Source organism: Streptomyces sp. NPDC058289 (assembly GCF_042880975.1).
In the GTDB taxonomy this organism is placed as follows: Bacteria; Actinomycetota; Actinomycetes; order Streptomycetales; family Streptomycetaceae; genus Streptomyces; species Streptomyces stoeckheimensis.
The window spans coordinates 42429-57891 of record NZ_JBHVYI010000028.1; the positions used below are offsets into that span (position 1 = coordinate 42429).

Sequence of the window (15463 nt, forward strand, 5' to 3'; positions counted from 1 at the left end):
GGTTCGGCGGCTACCCCGCCGAACTACAGGACTTCCGCACCGGGTTGAGCGACCGGCTCCCCCTGGTGCTCGGGCTGATCCTGGTGGCCACCTTCCTCGTTCTGTTCCTGATGACCGGCAGCCTGCTGCTCCCGGCCAAGGCCATCCTGCTCAACGCCCTCAGCATGGGAGTGATGGCCGGACTCCTCGTCTGGATCTTCCAGGAGGGCCACCTGTCCGGGGTGCTGGGCTTCACGCCGAGCGGCTCCATCGAGCCCAGCATCCCCATCCTGATGTTCTGCACCGCCTTCGGACTCTCCATGGACTACGAGGTGTTCATGCTGTCGCGGATCAAGGAGGAGTACGACCGCACCGGCGACAACATCGCCGCGGTGGCCCTCGGCCTGGAGCGCGGCGGCCCGCTGATCACCTCGGCGGCGGTCGTCCTGGCGGCCTCGTTCGCCACGTACGCCTCCTCCGGGATCGTCTTCCTCAAGATGCTGGGCATCGGCATGGTCGCGGTGATCCTCATCGACGCCACGCTGATCAGGGCGGTGCTGGTGCCGGTCTCGATGCGGCTGGCGGGCCGGGCCAACTGGTGGGCCCCGGCCCCGCTGCGCGCCCTGCACGCCCGGTTCGGGCTCACCGAGAACGCGTCGACGGCCGTCCCCCAATAGGCACCGCGCCCGCTGGCACAAGGCTCTCGACGGTGACGCCGTGGCAGCCGACCCGCCCTCAGCGGGTGCGGAGTTCTCGTTTGAGGACCTTGCCGCTCGCGTTGCGCGGGAGTTCGGAGACGAACTCCACCTCCCGCGGGACCTTGTAGTTGGCCATCTCCCGGCGTGACCACGCGATCAGGTCGTCGGCCGTGAGGACCGCGCCGGGGCGGCGGACCGCGTACGCCTTGCCGACCTCGCCCAGCCGCGGATCGGGGATGCCGACCACGGCCACGTCGGCGATGTCGGGGTGCAGGCCGAGGAGTTGCTCGATCTCGGCGGGGTAGGCGTTGAAGCCGCCGACGATGAACATGTCCTTGATCCGGTCGGTGATGCGCAGGTTCCCGGCGGCGTCGAGGACGCCGACGTCCCCGGTGCGGAGCCAGCCCTCGGGGGTGATGGCCGCGGCGGTTTCGGCCGGGTCCTCGAAGTAGCCCTGCATCACGTGGTGGCCGCGTACCCACACCTCCCCGGCCCGGCCCGTGGGCTGGGGCCCGCCGTCCGCGCCCACGACCCTGACCTCCGTCCCGGGGATGGCCCGGCCCGAGGTCGACGCGATGATCTCCGCCGGGTCGCCGCGGCGGCACATGGTGACGATGCCGCTCGCCTCGGAGAGCCCGTACGCGGTGAGGACGGTGCCGATGTGCAGTTCGCCGCGGAGCCGTTCGACGAGCTGGAGCGGGACCACCGCGGCGCCGGTGACGACCAGGCGCAGGGCGGACAGGTCGTGGTGGTCGCGCTGGGGGTGGTCAAGGAGGGACTGGTGCAGGGTGGGCGGGCCGGGGAGTACGGAGATCCGCTCGGCGGCGATGTTGGCGAGGACGGTGTCCACGTTGAACACGGGCTGGGGGACCATCGTGGCCCCGCGCATCAGGCAGGCGATGACCCCTGCCTTGTAGCCGAAGGTGTGGAAGAAGGGGTTCACGATCAGGTAGCGGTCGCCCTCGCGCAGTCCGGCGAGCTCGCTCCAGACCTCGTAGCAGCGCAGGGACTGGGCGTGCGAGATGACGGCGCCCTTGGGGCTGCCGGTGGTGCCGGAGGTGAAGATGATGTCCGAGGGGGCGGAGGCGGGGATCGCGTCCGTACGGGCCCGGACGGCCTCGGCGGTCACGGAGTCGCCGCCGGTCAGGAACTCCTTCCAGGTGCGGAAGGAGTCCGGGGCGTCCTCGGACAGGACGACGACCTGCTCCAGGTGGGGCAGGCCGGGCAGCGGCCCGGAGCCCTCGCCCTCGGCGGCTGCGCGGCGCAGGGAGGCGACGTAGGAGGTGCCGAGGAAGGTGCCGGTGACGAAGAGGAGCCGGGCGCGGCTGCGCTGGAGGACGTAGGCGGCCTCGGAGCCCTTGAAGCGGGTGTTGAGGGGGACGAGGACGGCTCCGGCGGAGACGGCGCCGAGGGCGGAGACGATCCATTCGAGGGTGTTGGGAGCCCAGACGGCGACCCGGTCCCCCGGTTCCACGCCGGCGGCCATGCAGGCCGCGGCGGCCCGCTCGACGCGCTCGCCGAGCTGCGCGTAGTCGATCCTGACCCGCCCGTCGACGACGGCCTCGCGGTCGGCATAGCGCGCGGCGGCATCCCGGACGAGACCGCCGATGCTGGTCCAGGCGAGATCGGCCCGTCCGTCTTCCGCCGCGTCCGCCGCGGCCGCCACCGCCGCCGCATCCGCCGTGTCCGTGCCCCCGCGCGCGCCCTCGTCCTCGTCCATCGTCCGCCCTCCCGCGATACCAGTAGCTGACTATCCGTCAGATTAGCTGTAGCCTTCGCGGCTGTCAGTACTGGTGCACCCCGGAGGTGGCGATGGCGGCAACGCTCAAGGACGCTACGGCGATAGTCGGCATCGGGCAGACCGCCTTTGCCAAACAACTGCCGCAGTCCGAAAAGGAATTGGCCTGCCGGGCCATTCTCGCGGCGCTCGACGACGCGGGCATAGACCCGTCCGAGGTCGACGCCTTCTCCTCCTACACCATGGAGGAGACCGACGAGGTCGAGGTCGCCAAAGCCATCGGCGCCGGCGACGTCACCTTCTTCTCCAAGATCGGCTACGGCGGTGGCGGCTCCTGCGCCACCGTCGGCCACCTGGCCGCCGCCGTCGCCACCGGCCAGGCGAGCGTCGGCGTGGCCTGGCGCTCCCGCAAGCGCGGCTCGGGACCGCGGCCGTGGAAGAACACGGCCGTCCAGCTCCCCACCCCCGGCCAGTGGACCCGCCCCTTCGGCCTGCTGCGCCCCGCCGACGAGATCGGCATGCTGGCCCGCCGCTACATGCACGAGTACGGCGCCACCCGCGACCACCTCTTCAACGTCGCGATGGCCTGCCGCAACCGGGCCAACGAGAACCCGGCCGCGATGATGTACGAACGCCCGCTGACCCGCGAGATGTACATGACCGCCCGCATGATCAGCGACCCGCTCTGCCTGTTCGACAACTGCCTGGAGACCGACGGCGCCCTGGCCTGCGTCATCGTGAGCGCCGAACGCGCCCGCGACTGCCGCCAGAAGCCCGTCTACGTCCACTCCGTCGCCCAGGGCCTGCCCTCCCAGCACCACGGCATGGTCAACTACTGGAACGACGACCCGCTGTCCGGCCCCGCCTGGACCGCCGCCCGACACCTGTGGAAGCAAGCCGACTTCGGCCCCCAGGACGTGGACGTCGCCCAGATCTACGACGCCTTCACCCCCCTGATCCCGCTCTCCCTCGAGGGCTACGGATTCTGCGGGCGCGGCGAGGGCGCCTCCTTCACCGAGGGCGGCGCCCTGGAGATCGGCGGCCGGCTCCCCATCAACACCGGCGGCGGCGGCCTCAGCGAGGCCTACGTGCACGGCTTCAACCTGATCAACGAGGGCGTCAAGCAGCTCCGCGGCATCTCCACCGCCCAGGTCCCCGACGCCGCGACCTGCCTGGTGACCGCGGGCGAGGGTGTCCCGACGTCCGCCATCCTGCTGCGAGCCTGAGGACCCGAGGAGCTGAAGAGGACGATGACCACCACCACGCCCGTGACCCCACCGACGCCGCCGACGCCCCCGACACCCCCGACTTCCCCTCCTCCCGCGGACGAGCTCCTCCTCCCCGTCCCCGACGAGGACGGGGCCCCCTTCTGGGAGTACGCGGCCCAGGGCGAACTCCGCATCCAGGCCTGTGCCGCGCCCACCTGCGGGAAGCTGCGCTTCCCGCCCCGCCCCTGCTGCCCGCACTGCCGGTCCTTCGACTCCGAGTGGCGCCAGATGAGCGGCCGGGGCCGGATCTGGTCGTACGTACGGCCGCACCCGCCGCTGCTGCCCGCGTACGCCGCGCAGGCCCCGTACAACGTGATCCTCGTGGAGCTGGCCGACGCCCCGCAGATCCGCCTCGTCGGCAACCTCGTCACCTCCGCCGACGCCCCGCTGGACTCGATGGACCCGGCGCGGCTGCGCATCGGCGCGCGGGTCCAGGTGGTGTTCACCGAGACGGGCGGGCCGGCGGTTCCCCGCTGGGTGCTGGAGAAGTCATGACGGCCGACCGGACCCCGGGACTGCGGGTGGAGCGGGACAAGACCACCGGGGTCGCGGTCGTCACCCTGGACCGGGAGCGCAAGCACAACGCGATCGACCTCGGGACGGCAGCCGAACTGGCGCGCGTGTGGCGGGAGTTCCGCTACGAGGACGAGGTGCGGGCGATCGTCCTGACGGGCGCCGGGCAGGCGGCCTTCTGCACCGGAATCGACCGGGGCGTGGAGGTGCCGCAGCCGTCCTCGCCGTACTCGGTGGACGACCCGCTCGTCGCCATCGGGCCCAAGGCGAACGACCTGTGGAAACCGGTGATCGCCGCCGTCAACGGCATGGCCTGCGGCGGGGCGTTCTACCTGCTGGGCGAGTCGGAGTTCATCATCTCCTCCGCGTCCGCGACGTACTTCGACCCGCACACCAGCTACGGGATGGTCAGCGCCTACGAGGCGATCTACATGGCGCAGCGCATGCCCTTCGGCGAGGCCGCCCGGATGTCCCTGATGGGCACGGCGGAACGGCTCTCCGCGCAGCGGGCGTACGAGATCGGCCTGGTCTCCGAGCTGGCGGAGCCCGAGGCGCTGCTCCCGGCGGCCCTGCGGGCGGCCGAGACGCTGGCCGGCTTCCCGACGGAGGGCGTGCAGGGCACCGTACGGTCCCTGTGGGCGGCGAAGCAGGCCGCGCTCCAGCAGGCGCTGGCGCAGGCTCCGGGACTGATCGCGCTCGGGAACCTGCCGCCGGAGCGGCAGGCGGAGTTGTTCGCCGGGCGGCGCGGGGGGTCCGGGGCGGAGCCGCGGGTGCGCTGACGTTTCCGTACGGCGCTTCCCGCATGGCGCTTCCCGTACAACCATCGGCCCCGGTGGGCGGTCTCTGAGGTGATCGGAGCAGCCGAGTCACCAGGGGGAAAGATGAAGAAGCGCGTCAGTGCAGTCCTCAGCACGGCGATGGCCGTGGGTACCGTCTGGGCGGTGCCCACGGTCGCCCGGGCCGCCGACCCGTACCCGGACGTCTACGCGTACTCGTGGCAGGAGCGCGTCATCGTTTCCACCATGGACTGGGATCTGGGGGTACCCAAGGGTCTCAAGGCGCACCTGCGCAAGCAGGGGTCGTCCGAACCGATCACCACCCTCACGCTGTTCACGCGCCGGGCGGACGACTGCTCGCAGCGGGACTGCGGGAGCGAACCCCCGAATTCGTTCTTCCAGAGCGACCCGGTGAAGCTCCCCGAGCTCGGGGAGTACACCATCGACCTCGAATACACGGGCACCCAGGGCGAGAGGGTCGTCCACAACGACAGCGGGACCCTCAGGTACCTGGTGCGGCCGGCCTTCTCGAACGTGAAGTCGAGCCCGGTATCGGTGGAGCACCTCGACACGGTGGTCTCCGGTGACCTCACGGTCTACAACCCCGTCGACGGCTCGTCCAAGCCGTACCCGGGGGCCACGTTCACCGCCAAGAGGGGCTCCGAGACCACGGTGCGGACCGCCGATGCCAAGGGCCACTTCGAAGCGAAGTTCGGGATCACCCACACCGACTTCCTCAAGGCCCCGGACGGCGCCCAGATGGAGTTCGACCTCGCCACCGAGCTGAACGGCAGCCGGGACGGCGCGTCCGTGACGGTCCCGGTGGCGCCCGTCGAAGCCGACCTCAAGCTGGACACCCCCACCGTGACCGGCGCCTACGGCGCGGGCGCGAAGGTCAACGGGACCGCCACGTGGAAGTCCGCCGACGGCACGTGGAAGCCCCTGCCGACCACGATGCCGATCGTCGCCGGAAACTGGAGCTCCGGCCGCACGGACGCGGCGGGCCGGTTCACCCTCGTCAGGCGGCTCACCGAGGACGGCATCCTGGACGTCAAGCCCCACTCGGTCTGGTTCGGCTCCAAGGCGACCCTGAAGGTGGACGTCACGCCCGGGACGTTCTTCCAGGGCTTCACGGCCGGGGCCGGGGCGGACAGGTACGTCTACGTGTCGAGCACGTTCTGGCGCGGCGAGTTCCCGGAGGGAACCACCTCGCTCAAGGTCGACGTGGAGTACTCGGCGGACGGCAAGACCGGCTGGACCAGCCGCAAGAGCGTCGCCGTCCCCACCAAGCCCGGTTGGAACGCCGGCGGCTACAAGATCGAGCAGAAGCTGCCCTACACGGGCCCCGGCTACGTACGGCTCCGGTACGCCGGCACCCCCTCCATCCCCGGCTCCGTGACGCCCGCCGTCCGGTTCGAGCGCACCAACACGGCCATCCCGGAGTTCAACGCCGCGCCCGAACCCGCCAAGAAGGGCACGCCGATCACGGTCACCGGCAAGCTCAACCACGCCGACCCCACCTGGAAGCCCCTCGCCAACCAGAGCGTCGTCTACTACTTCCAGCCCGCCGGAAGCACCGCCTGGACCTGGATGGGCTCGTCCACGACGGCCGCCGACGGCACCTTCAGGAAGAGCTTCACCGCGAACCGGACCGGCTCCTGGCAGGCCCGCTACGACACCGCGGACAACCGGCACCTCAACGCCGTCAGCCGCGTGGACGAGGTCGTCGTCACCCCGTAGCCGGTACGGCCCGGCGGGTCAGCGGGTCAGCGGGTCTTCCTCGTGGACTTGGGCTTCGGCTTGCCCGTGCTGCCCGGGGTCTTGCCGCCCGTGCTGCCGCCGGTGGTGACCGACCCGCTGCTCCCGGAGCCGGACGTCGGGGTGGGCGACGCGGTCGACAGGGTCTGGATCGGGCCCACCGTGCAGCGCGTGACCTCGGGCGCCTCGGCCGCGCTCGTCATCGGCACGTCGACCGTCCGGCTCTCGCCCGCCTTGAGCGCAAGCTCCACGGAGCCGGAGTCGACCCGGCCGGAGGCGCCTTCGAAGACCAGCGGGACGCGGAAGGTGTGCCCGGCCGCCGCGTCGGAGGTGACCTTGACGGTGGCCTTCGCCGCGGACGGGCCGGCGCAGGTGACGACCTCCGCGTGCGCGAGCGGCCGGGTCTCGGTGGGCGTGGCCGTGGAGCCGCCGCCGCTCCCGCTCGTACCGCTGTAGCTCTTCTTCTTCGACTTGCTCTTGGAGCTGGAGCACCCGCCTCCGCTGCTCTTGCTCTTGCTCTTGCCGCCGCTGCCGCCCGTCGACGAGAACCCCGTCAACGCGAGCACCACGCCCACCAGCACCGCCGTGAGCCTGACCCGCCGTCCCGTGACCACCATGGTCCGAACCCCTCCCCCGTTGAACAACGGGCGGCACGCTATCAGGAGGCGAGAAAGACGCAACGGTACGGTGGCCGCCACCAGTCACCATCGCTCCCGGGGGGACACACCATGACCGACGAGACCACGGCCACCACCAGCGACGCCACGGGCGCCGGCGTCATCACGGCGATCGCCCGCCTCCAGGCCCGGCCGGGTCTGGAGGCGGAGGTCCGCGCGCAGGCCCTGTCCCTGGTCGCGCCGACCCGGGCCGAAGCGGGCAACATCTCCTACCGCGCTTACGAGGACCCGAGCGCTCCGGGTGCCTGGGTCATCCTGGAGGAGTGGGCGGACGGCGCGTCCTGGGAGGCCCACCTGGCCTCCCCGCACCTGGCGGGGGCCCTGTCGCGCACGGCGGCCCTGCTGGCCGAGGCACCGGTGCTGCGGGTGTTTCCCCCGGCGCTCCCCTCGTAGACCTCCGCGTGCGGGACTCCGGGGGCGGGCGTAGCGTCGGGATCGAGATCCAGACCCACTCCCCCGGAGGGCCGGGCATGATCCGCAACGTACTCGGCTCGCTCCTGGGTCTGATCGGAGCGACGGCCGCCGTCTGGAGCCCCTTCCGTGCCTGGTACGACGGCCGTCACGGACGCGACTACCGCATCGAGGAGCTCTTCGGCTCTGCCGGGATCACCGACGACAAGGCCGCCCTGCTGGGCTCGCTGCTGCTGCCGTTCCTCTTCGCCGCCCTGCTCGCGCTCGTCGCGATCGTGCTGCGCTCCCGGCTGCTCATGGCCTTCTCCGGGGTCGTCGTCCTCGGCTTCGCCGTGCTGTGGATGGTCCGCCAGGGCCAGGCCGCGGGGAGCCTCTCGGTCGGCGGCGACGGCACGGGCCTCGGCGACGGCCTCGCCAACGCCTTCGGCGCCGGCGCCCTGCTCGTCCTCGCGGCGGCCGTGATGAGCGGCCGCCCCCGCCGCCGCGACCGGGTCGCCCGGGAGCCGGTCCCCGAGCCGTCCCAGGAGCCTTACCGCGAGCCGTACCGGGAGCCGGTCGAGGACCCCGCCCATCCCCCGACCCCGTCGGCCTGGCCACCCCCGCCGCAGGATCACTCGTAGCGCCTCGGGGCGGGCAGGTCTGGTGGGCGGGTGCGGCCGGTGGCCCTGCGGGGTTGTCCCCTACCCGCCCTTCCACCGTTCCCCGGGGCTCCGCCCCGGACCCCGCTCCTCAAACGCCGGAGGGGCTGATTTTGCCCGCCCGAGCTCGGGTCCGGCGGCGGCGGGGTGGGGTGGGGAGGGCGTCGTTCGTGGCCGCCAGGGCGGCCAGGGGGAGCCACTGGGTGAGGGTTTGGGATGCTCCGGCGCCGGAGCCCAGGGAGATCCGGTAGCGGGTGTAGCGGTCCGCCGATGCGGATGCGGGTGTGGTCGTCACGGTCGTGGTGCCTTTCGTCGGGAGGTCAGCGGTGGACCGGGCGTACGTCCGGCCACAGCAGGGCCGCCGAGCCCCAGGTCAGGCCGCCGCCGAAGGCGGTGAGGACCACCCGGTCACCGGGCGTGAGCCGGCCCCGGTCCGCGGCCCAGGCCAGGGCCAGCGGGATGGACGCGGCGGCCGTGTTCCCGACGTCCTCGATGTTGGCGATCACGCGCTCGGGCGGCAGACCGAGTCGTTTGGCCACCGACTCCAGGATCCGCAGGTTGGCCTGGTGGCCGACGAACGCGTCGATGTCCTCGGGGCGCCAGCCGACCGCTTCCGCGACGCTGCGCGCCGACCGGACCATCGTGGGCACGGCCCGGGTGTAGACCTCGCGGCCCTCCATGCGCAGGTACCGCTCGCCGGGCGGCACGGTGATCAGGTCGATGCCGGTGCCGTCGCTGCCCAGCTCGGTGTGCAGGACCACTCCCCGGCCGTCTCCCTGCCCGTCCGGCTCCCGGCCGCGTTCGAGCAGCACCGCGCCGGCGCCGTCCCCGAAGATGACGGCCGTGCCACGGTCCTCGGGGTCGACGATCGCCGAATAGCGTTCCGCGCCGATGACCAGGACGCTCGCGTACGTACCGGCGCCGATCATGGCCGCGGCGACGGACAGCCCGTACACGAAGCCGGAGCAGACGGCCGACAGGTCGAAGGCGGCGACGCCGGTCAGACCCATGGCGGACGCCACCTGCGGGGCGGTCGCGGGGCAGGCCCGGTCCGGGGTGGTCGTGGCCACGAGGACCAGGTCGCAGGAGGCCCGGCCGGCCGATTCCAGGGCAGCGGAACCCGCGGCCGCCGCCAGTTCGGCGGTGCCCGTGCCGGGGTCCGCGACGCGGCGCCGGGCGATTCCGGTACGGCTGTGGATCCACTCGTGCGAGGTGTCCAGCCGCTGTGCCAGGTCGTCGTTGGTGACCGTCCGCGCGGGCAGGCAGGTGCCCAGGCCGGCTAGGACGGCGGGGATCTTGAGGTTGCTCATGCGCCCATCACCAGGACGCAGTTGGAGCCGCCGAAACCGAAGGAGTGACTGACCGCGACCGCGGGGTTCTGGTGCCGTTCCTTGTCCACCACCAGGTCCAGGCCCGCCAGCTCCGGGTCCACTGCCGGGGTGTGCGCGGTGGGCGGCACGATGCCCGTGGTCAGGGTCCGCAGGGTCAGCACGGCCTCGATGGCTCCCGCTGCGCCCAGGCTGTGCCCGAGCAGTCCCTTGTTGGCGGTGACGCTCGGCCGGTGCGGGAAGAGGCGGTTGATCAGTTTCCCCTCGCTCCGGTCGTTGTACGGGGTCGAGGTGCCGTGCGCGTTGACGTGGTCCACGTCCGCCGGGGTGAGCCCGGCGTCCGCCAGCGCGGCCCGTACCGCGGCCTCGGCGCCGACGGCCTCGGGGTGCGGGGCGACCGGGTGGTGCGCGTCGGTGGTGAAGGCGTACCCGAGGATGCGGCCCTGCGGGGTGGCACCGCGCTCCCGCGCCCCGTCCTCCCGCTCCAGTACGAGGGCGGCCGAGCCCTCGGAGAGTACGAAGCCGGAGCGGTCCGCGGCGAACGGCCGCGAGGCGTCGTCCGCGGCGCTGTCGGTGAGGGCGCCCATCGCGGCGAAGCCCGCCGCGATCACGGGGACCACCCCGGCGTCCGTGCCGACGGCGATCACGATGTCGCAGGCGCCGCTGCGGATCAGGTCGCGGCCGACCCCGACGGCCACGGCGCCGGAGGCGCAGGCCGCGACGACGGTGTGGCTCGGACCGGTGACGTGGTGGCGGATGGCGAGCATCCCGGCGGCCATGTTGATGAGCGAGCGGGGGTGCACGTACGGAGAGACGGCGTCGGGTCCGCGCTCGGCGAGCCGGCCGTGCGCCGTGCTCAGGGTGGCCGCTCCGCCGAGGCCGCAGCCGACGACGATGCCGACCCGGCTGCCGTCCCAGGCGGCGGGGTCGAGGCCGGCCTCGGCGATGGCCTGGTCGGCGGCGACGAGCGCGAACCGGATGAAGGGGTCCAGGTTCGCGGTGCCGCGGCCGGGCAGCAGTTCGGCGCCGAACGGAGCCACGGTGCGGCACTGCAGGTCCCGGGAGACCCCCGGGGCGGGGGCGAGCCCGGCGCCGGACTCGCCGCGCCGGACCGCGTCCCAGGTCGAGTCCGTGTCGGTACCGACCGGCGTGATCATGCCGGTGCCGGTCACGACGACGGCCGGTGCCGGTGCCGGTGCGCTCATGCGGGCTTCTCGCTGTCCAGCGTCGTGGTCACCAGCTGCGCGAGGGCGGGGATGGTGAGCTCGCCGAGGCTGGTCTCCTCGCTGCTGAGGTCGGCGCCGGTCTCCTCCTTGATGAGCAGGATCAGCTCCGCGATGGCGAGGGAGTCGAGGTCGAGGGCGGCGAGGGTGGCCTCGTCGGTCAGGGCGTCGGCGTCGGCCTCCAGGTTCTCGACGACGATCCGGGTCAGGGTGGCGCTCAGGGCTGCGGACATGGTGTTCCTCCGTCAGGGGGCGTACGAAAGGGGGGACGCGGTGATCGCGTTGTGGATGCGGCCCTCGCCGAGGTCGTGGAGGACCGGGCGCAGGTCGGCCAGCGCGAAGGAGCGGCGCAGCCAGCGGTCCGCGCCGTCGTAGCGCGGGCTGAAGCCCGTACGCCCGTGCACGGTGCGGCGGTTGTCGAGGATGATCAGCTCGCCGGGTTCCAGCACGATGCCGCGCAGGCAGCCGAGTACGGCGTCCTCCAGCGCGGCGAGCGCTGCCCGGGCCGCCGGCGTGGTGCCGACCGTGCCGTGGAAGTCCACCCGCAGGTCCGGGTTGGCCTCCGTGCCGGAGAGCACCGGCACCGGCGGGGTCAGCACCTCCTCGTCGGTGTCGTGCACGAAGGAGGTGCTGAACTTGGTCCTGAACTCCGGCCGGCGCAGCGTGGCGACGATCTCCTCGTCGAGCTCCGGCAGGACGTCTCCGATCCCGCCGGTCACCGTGGCGGCGCGCCCGTCGCGGTCGCCACGCAGGCAGATCAGGCTCAGGAAGTGCGGGGCGGCGGGGTGGAACCCGTCCTCCGTGTGGAGTTCGAGCAGGATGGAGCCGCTGTTCTCCTGGCGGGTCTCGGCGCCGCGCTTGGGGCTGACGTCCTGGACCAGGTTGCCGTTCTTCTCGTCCCTGTACGAGATCGCGCGGCCCAGGACCGACATCACCATCAGCTGGCTGAGGGTGGCCACGGAGACCTCGGACCAGTCCGGCTCGTCCTCCGGGCGGTCGGGGGTGGCCGGCAGGCTGCCCAGCGGGAGGCCGCGCAGCAGCAGGGTGCCGCTCGTGTTGCCCTGGTCGCGGAAGGAGATGAGCGCGCGCCGGACCTCGCTCGGCAGTGCGGCCGCGGCGAGTTCCACGGCGTGCAGGAGGTCGCTGCTGTGCAGTGAGTACGCCGCGTACTGCGCGGCCATCCTCAGCGCGGCGGCTTCGATGATCTCGGACTCGGTCTCGCTCAGCAGGATCCCGGTCGCGCGCGCGTCGGCGTAGGTGAATTCTTTTCTCATGTGGGGGCTTTCCTTCTGTGCGGCCGGCCTTCTATGCGGCCGGTGCGGAACGGCGACCGAGCCGGTATACGGCGGCGGGGCTGAATCCGCGCCAGGCCTGCTCGCGCGGAAGGTGGTTCAGGAAACGGGCCTTCTCCCAGTGGCGGCCGACCCGGTCCGCGACCCGGCGCACGGGGGTCAGGGCGATGTGGTGGACGTCGACGGCCACCGTGCGCGGCACGTCCTCGCCCGCCACGATCCGGTTGACCATGTGGACCGCGAGCGATCCGAACTGGGTTGCTGCTTCGGTGAGTTGGGGCACACTGTAGTCGGGGCGGCCCAGCCCGCGGCGGAGTTCGCGGTACATCTCGCCGGGGATGTGCGAGCGGGGGGCGATGCGGAAGATCACTTCCCAGGTGCTCAGCACGTCGGCGTCCTCGGCCAGCAGCTGGCCGTCGAAGATCCGCCGGACCAGCCGGTAGTCGAAGCACTGGGCCGCGAGCATGCCCGCCATGTCCCAGCCGGTGACCAGGGGCTTGCGCTGGCGGCACGCCTCCTGGTGCAGGGCGATCTTCGCGCGCAGGCCGGACGGGGTGGTCACGTCGACCCCGTCCACGATGACCTCGGCCCGCCGGACCAACTCCCGTACGTTCTCGGGGGTGATGCCCACGGGCACCACCTCGGCCCGGACGTGCGGGTTGATGGCGCGCAGGGCGTCGGCGCCGACCTCGGCCTTGTTGCGGCCCAGGTCGTCGACGGTGGCGTGCTGGCGGTTGAGGTTGTTCAGCTCGTAGGTGCCGACGTCCGCGAGGACGAAGTCCCGGTACCCCATCCGGCCCAGCGGCTGCACGGTGGCGCCGCCGATGGAGCCGCAGCCCGCGATGAGCAGGGGGGTGTGCCGGATCTGCTCCTGGAGCGCCGCGGGGATCAGGCCGCGGTTCCGCTGGGTGAGGGAGGCGTAGTAGAGCTCCTCGTCCAGCTCGCGGGCTTCCGCGGGGGTGCCCACGTCGGGCGGGCTGCTCTGGTCGGACTGGCTGCTCCGGTCGGACTGGCGGCTCATGCCCTCTGCTCCTTGAACGCGGTCAGCCGGGCCGCGACCGACCCGGTTTCCCCGGACGCGAGGATCGCGTCGAGGTGGGACAGGGTGGGTCGCAGCGCGTTCGCGTCGGTGAGGACGAAGGGGTACGAGCGCTGCTGCTGGTCCCACATGGGTGCGAACAGGTCAGTGGCGTCCGCCGGGTTGGCGGGCACGTCGAGCATCCGGGTGTGGAAGCCGAGCAGGGACAGCTGGAGGACGGCTCCGCCCGGCTTGCCGTCTCCGACGATCGCCGCTCCGTCCTCGGCCAGGGCCCGCAGGCAGCCTTCGGCCCAGCCCCGGTAGACCCACCAGGGAACGGACACGGCTGCCTGGGAGCGGGCCATCGCGTAGTCGCGCACGAGCCGCTTGCCCTCCCACACGTGGTGGGACGGGGTGGTCGCGCCGAGCTCGTCGGCGAGCCGCAGGCCGTAGTCGCGTTCGACGACGAACGGCAGGTGGGCGGCGTCCCCGAGCAGGGTGTGTACGGGGCTGCGGGTGTGGGCCAGCGTGCCGTAGCCGCGCAGCCGGCCGGTCTCCTCCTCGACGACCAGGGTGTGCTGGTCCCGGAGGGCGTGGTCGTCGTACGGCTCGGCGGTGAGGTCGGCGGCGGCCGCGACCTCCTCGTTGAGCCAGCCGCGCTTGAGGTACTGGGCCAGGCGGAACCGGTAGACGTCGTCGAGGTACGCGGCGGGGAGCTGGTCTCCGCGCACGGTCAGGGTCAGCAGGCCCTCGGGGCTGGCGGAGCGGAACAGCGGCTCGCCGTCCACGTGGTGGTCCAGGTCGGGCAGGGCGATCGCACCGGCGTCGCGCAGCGTCCTCTCCCGGTACGAGGCCTTGGTGGCGCCGTGACGCGAGACCGTGGGGGCGGCGGTCGCTGTGGGGGTGGCGGTGGTCACCGGACCTCCGGCACGCCGAACAACTCGCCGGTGATGACCAGCGCGAGCGCCTCGGGGCTGCCTTCGTAGATGCGGGGGCCGTAGGCGTCGCGCAGGACCCGGTCCATGCCGTCCTCCCGCTGGAAGGCGGCGGCGCCGATGAGGCTCATCGCGGCGTCGGCGTTGTCGATGGCGGCGCGGTCGGCGACCAGCTTCGCGACGGCGGGCTCGTAGGCCGGGGTCGGGATGACGGTGTCGGCCTTCAGCACGGCGTCGAGGTAGAGGGCGCGGGCGGCGGAGACCCGGGCGGACATGTCGGCGAGCTTGCGGGCGGACATCTGGTGCTCGAAGAGCAGTCGGCCGCCCTGCCGGCGGGTGCCGGCCCATGCGACCGCGCGGTCCAGGGCGTGGCGTGCGATGCCGGTGGAGACGGCGGCGCAGGTGACGCGGGTGAGGTTGCCGATCGCGACGTTGAGGTCCCAGCCGCCGCGCTCGTCGCCGATGACGTTCTCTTCGGGCACCCGGGCGTTGTCGAGGATCAGCTCTCCCGCGGGGGCGGTGCGGTAGCCCACCTTGTCGTGGATCTCGCCGCGGGTGACGCCGTCCTGCTCCAGCTCGGTGACGAAGCAGGTCAGACCCGTCGAGCCCTGGCCCTCGTCCAGGTTGGCCATGACCGTGGCGTACGTGGCGACCGGGGCGTTGGTGATGTAGCGCTTGGTGCCGGTCAGCAGGTATTCGCTGCCGGAGCGGCGGGCGACCGTCATGTCCTGGGCGTAGGGCGCCTGCTGCGGCAGCACCAGGTCGGTTCCGTTGCGCTCCTCGGCGACCGCGTTGCAGGCGAGGACCGGCTCCGGGCCGAGGAAGGCGGGGAGGTACTTCTCCTGGAGCGCCGGGTTCTCGCAGATCAGCAGCGGGGTCTGGAACAGGCCGGTGGCACCGAAGACCAGTGCCATGCCGGGGTCGGCGGAGGCCAGCTCCTCCAGGGTCAGCGCGAGGGCGAGCTGGCTCAGGCCGAGTCCGCCGAACTCGCGCGGGATGGCCATCCGGAGCAGACCGAGGGCGTGGCCCTTGCGGACGGTGTCCCAGTCGAGGTGGCCCTTCTCGATCCGGTCGCGCTCGGCGGCACCGGGGGCGACCTCGTCACGGGCGAAGGCGACGACCTGGTTCAGGAAGTCGGCCTCGAAGGGGTCGAGCAGCGGGTGGGCGGCCGGGTTGTGCGTGTACGTCATCGTGGTTCCTTGCTGGTGGAC

At 72.4% G+C, this 15463-nt stretch carries 17 protein-coding genes; 7 read left to right on the forward strand and 10 right to left on the reverse strand.

What is annotated here, in order from left to right:
* Positions 1–656: MMPL family transporter (locus ACFVX6_RS16860; RefSeq protein ID WP_389692086.1), on the forward strand; the 656-nt coding region annotated here is incomplete at its 5' end.
* A 58-nt stretch (positions 657–714) separates the two neighbouring features.
* Here ACFVX6_RS16860 and ACFVX6_RS16865 read toward each other — a convergent pair.
* Positions 715–2397, reverse strand: coding sequence for a FadD3 family acyl-CoA ligase (locus ACFVX6_RS16865; RefSeq protein ID WP_389692088.1), 1683 nt, complete (start codon positions 2395–2397; stop codon positions 715–717).
* Positions 2398–2489: 92 nt separating this feature from the next.
* On the opposite strand from ACFVX6_RS16865, the gene ACFVX6_RS16870 reads away from it, so the two are divergent.
* The 4 genes from ACFVX6_RS16870 (at position 2490) to ACFVX6_RS16885 (ending at position 6712) form a co-directional block, all read left to right on the forward strand.
* A complete protein-coding gene (locus ACFVX6_RS16870; RefSeq protein ID WP_243339290.1) occupies positions 2490–3641 on the forward strand; it encodes a lipid-transfer protein in 1152 nt (383 codons plus the stop codon).
* Positions 3642–3665: 24 nt separating this feature from the next.
* On the forward strand, positions 3666–4178 hold the full coding sequence (locus ACFVX6_RS16875; protein ID WP_389692090.1) for a Zn-ribbon domain-containing OB-fold protein: 513 nt from the start codon (positions 3666–3668) through the stop codon (positions 4176–4178).
* Complete coding sequence (locus ACFVX6_RS16880; protein WP_389692092.1) at positions 4175–4975, forward strand: enoyl-CoA hydratase/isomerase family protein; 801 nt, start codon at positions 4175–4177, stop codon at positions 4973–4975. The genes ACFVX6_RS16875 and ACFVX6_RS16880 overlap by 4 nt, the downstream gene beginning before the upstream one ends.
* 102 nt (positions 4976–5077) lie before the next feature.
* Positions 5078–6712, forward strand: coding sequence for a hypothetical protein (locus ACFVX6_RS16885; RefSeq protein WP_389692094.1), 1635 nt, complete (start codon positions 5078–5080; stop codon positions 6710–6712).
* A gap of 26 nt (positions 6713–6738) precedes the next feature.
* Here the strand turns inward: ACFVX6_RS16885 and ACFVX6_RS16890 are convergent, their stop codons facing one another.
* Positions 6739–7347 carry a hypothetical protein gene (locus ACFVX6_RS16890; RefSeq protein WP_389692096.1) on the reverse strand — a complete coding sequence of 203 codons (609 nt, stop codon included), beginning with the start codon at positions 7345–7347 and terminating at the stop codon, positions 6739–6741.
* Positions 7348–7458: 111 nt separating this feature from the next.
* Between ACFVX6_RS16890 and ACFVX6_RS16895 the strand changes: the two genes are divergently transcribed.
* The gene (locus ACFVX6_RS16895; protein WP_389692098.1) at positions 7459–7800 is read left to right on the forward strand and encodes a putative quinol monooxygenase; all 342 of its coding nucleotides are present in this window, start codon (positions 7459–7461) and stop codon (positions 7798–7800) included.
* A gap of 77 nt (positions 7801–7877) precedes the next feature.
* Entirely contained in the window at positions 7878–8438 is a 561-nt protein-coding gene (locus ACFVX6_RS16900) for a hypothetical protein (protein ID WP_389692100.1), read from the forward strand.
* Positions 8439–8547: 109 nt separating this feature from the next.
* Here the strand turns inward: ACFVX6_RS16900 and ACFVX6_RS16905 are convergent, their stop codons facing one another.
* The 8 genes from ACFVX6_RS16905 to ACFVX6_RS16940 are packed head-to-tail and all read right to left on the reverse strand — an operon-like array spanning position 8548 to position 15442.
* Complete coding sequence (locus ACFVX6_RS16905; protein WP_389692102.1) at positions 8548–8751, reverse strand: hypothetical protein; 204 nt, start codon at positions 8749–8751, stop codon at positions 8548–8550.
* Between the two features lie 25 nt (positions 8752–8776).
* Complete coding sequence (locus ACFVX6_RS16910; protein WP_389692104.1) at positions 8777–9766, reverse strand: beta-ketoacyl-ACP synthase III; 990 nt, start codon at positions 9764–9766, stop codon at positions 8777–8779.
* Positions 9763–10989, reverse strand: a complete 1227-nt coding sequence (locus ACFVX6_RS16915; protein ID WP_389692106.1) for a beta-ketoacyl-[acyl-carrier-protein] synthase family protein — start codon at positions 10987–10989, stop codon at positions 9763–9765. Before ACFVX6_RS16915 ends, ACFVX6_RS16910 begins: the two co-directional genes overlap by 4 nt.
* Entirely contained in the window at positions 10986–11240 is a 255-nt protein-coding gene (locus tag ACFVX6_RS16920; RefSeq protein WP_389692108.1) for an acyl carrier protein, read from the reverse strand. The genes ACFVX6_RS16915 and ACFVX6_RS16920 overlap by 4 nt, the downstream gene beginning before the upstream one ends.
* Before the next feature lie 12 nt (positions 11241–11252).
* Complete coding sequence (locus ACFVX6_RS16925) at positions 11253–12281, reverse strand: TauD/TfdA family dioxygenase (RefSeq protein WP_389692110.1); 1029 nt, start codon at positions 12279–12281, stop codon at positions 11253–11255.
* 31 nt (positions 12282–12312) lie between these two features.
* Entirely contained in the window at positions 12313–13320 is a 1008-nt protein-coding gene (locus ACFVX6_RS16930; protein WP_389692112.1) for a HesA/MoeB/ThiF family protein, read from the reverse strand.
* The gene (locus ACFVX6_RS16935; RefSeq protein WP_389692114.1) at positions 13317–14234 is read right to left on the reverse strand and encodes a hypothetical protein; all 918 of its coding nucleotides are present in this window, start codon (positions 14232–14234) and stop codon (positions 13317–13319) included. Before ACFVX6_RS16935 ends, ACFVX6_RS16930 begins: the two co-directional genes overlap by 4 nt.
* Positions 14231–15442: an acyl-CoA dehydrogenase family protein gene (locus ACFVX6_RS16940; protein ID WP_389692116.1), complete on the reverse strand. Its 1212-nt coding sequence runs from the start codon at positions 15440–15442 to the stop codon at positions 14231–14233. Before ACFVX6_RS16940 ends, ACFVX6_RS16935 begins: the two co-directional genes overlap by 4 nt.
* Between the last annotated feature and the right edge of the window lie 21 nt (positions 15443–15463).

What these genes read in the sequence shown, in the direction of transcription:
- ACFVX6_RS16865 (WP_389692088.1), bottom strand. Translation starts at nt 2,397, where the DNA reads ATGGACGAGGACGAGGGCGCGCGCGGGGGCACGGACACGGCGGATGCG.
- ACFVX6_RS16870 (WP_243339290.1), top strand. Translation starts at nt 2,490, where the DNA reads ATGGCGGCAACGCTCAAGGACGCTACGGCGATAGTCGGCATCGGGCAG.
- ACFVX6_RS16875 (WP_389692090.1), top strand. Translation starts at nt 3,666, where the DNA reads ATGACCACCACCACGCCCGTGACCCCACCGACGCCGCCGACGCCCCCG.
- ACFVX6_RS16880 (WP_389692092.1), top strand. Translation starts at nt 4,175, where the DNA reads ATGACGGCCGACCGGACCCCGGGACTGCGGGTGGAGCGGGACAAGACC.
- ACFVX6_RS16885 (WP_389692094.1), top strand. Translation starts at nt 5,078, where the DNA reads ATGAAGAAGCGCGTCAGTGCAGTCCTCAGCACGGCGATGGCCGTGGGT.
- ACFVX6_RS16890 (WP_389692096.1), bottom strand. Translation starts at nt 7,347, where the DNA reads ATGGTGGTCACGGGACGGCGGGTCAGGCTCACGGCGGTGCTGGTGGGC.
- ACFVX6_RS16895 (WP_389692098.1), top strand. Translation starts at nt 7,459, where the DNA reads ATGACCGACGAGACCACGGCCACCACCAGCGACGCCACGGGCGCCGGC.
- ACFVX6_RS16900 (WP_389692100.1), top strand. Translation starts at nt 7,878, where the DNA reads ATGATCCGCAACGTACTCGGCTCGCTCCTGGGTCTGATCGGAGCGACG.
- ACFVX6_RS16910 (WP_389692104.1), bottom strand. Translation starts at nt 9,766, where the DNA reads ATGAGCAACCTCAAGATCCCCGCCGTCCTAGCCGGCCTGGGCACCTGC.
- ACFVX6_RS16915 (WP_389692106.1), bottom strand. Translation starts at nt 10,989, where the DNA reads ATGAGCGCACCGGCACCGGCACCGGCCGTCGTCGTGACCGGCACCGGC.
- ACFVX6_RS16920 (WP_389692108.1), bottom strand. Translation starts at nt 11,240, where the DNA reads ATGTCCGCAGCCCTGAGCGCCACCCTGACCCGGATCGTCGTCGAGAAC.
- ACFVX6_RS16925 (WP_389692110.1), bottom strand. Translation starts at nt 12,281, where the DNA reads ATGAGAAAAGAATTCACCTACGCCGACGCGCGCGCGACCGGGATCCTG.
- ACFVX6_RS16930 (WP_389692112.1), bottom strand. Translation starts at nt 13,320, where the DNA reads ATGAGCCGCCAGTCCGACCGGAGCAGCCAGTCCGACCAGAGCAGCCCG.
- ACFVX6_RS16940 (WP_389692116.1), bottom strand. Translation starts at nt 15,442, where the DNA reads ATGACGTACACGCACAACCCGGCCGCCCACCCGCTGCTCGACCCCTTC.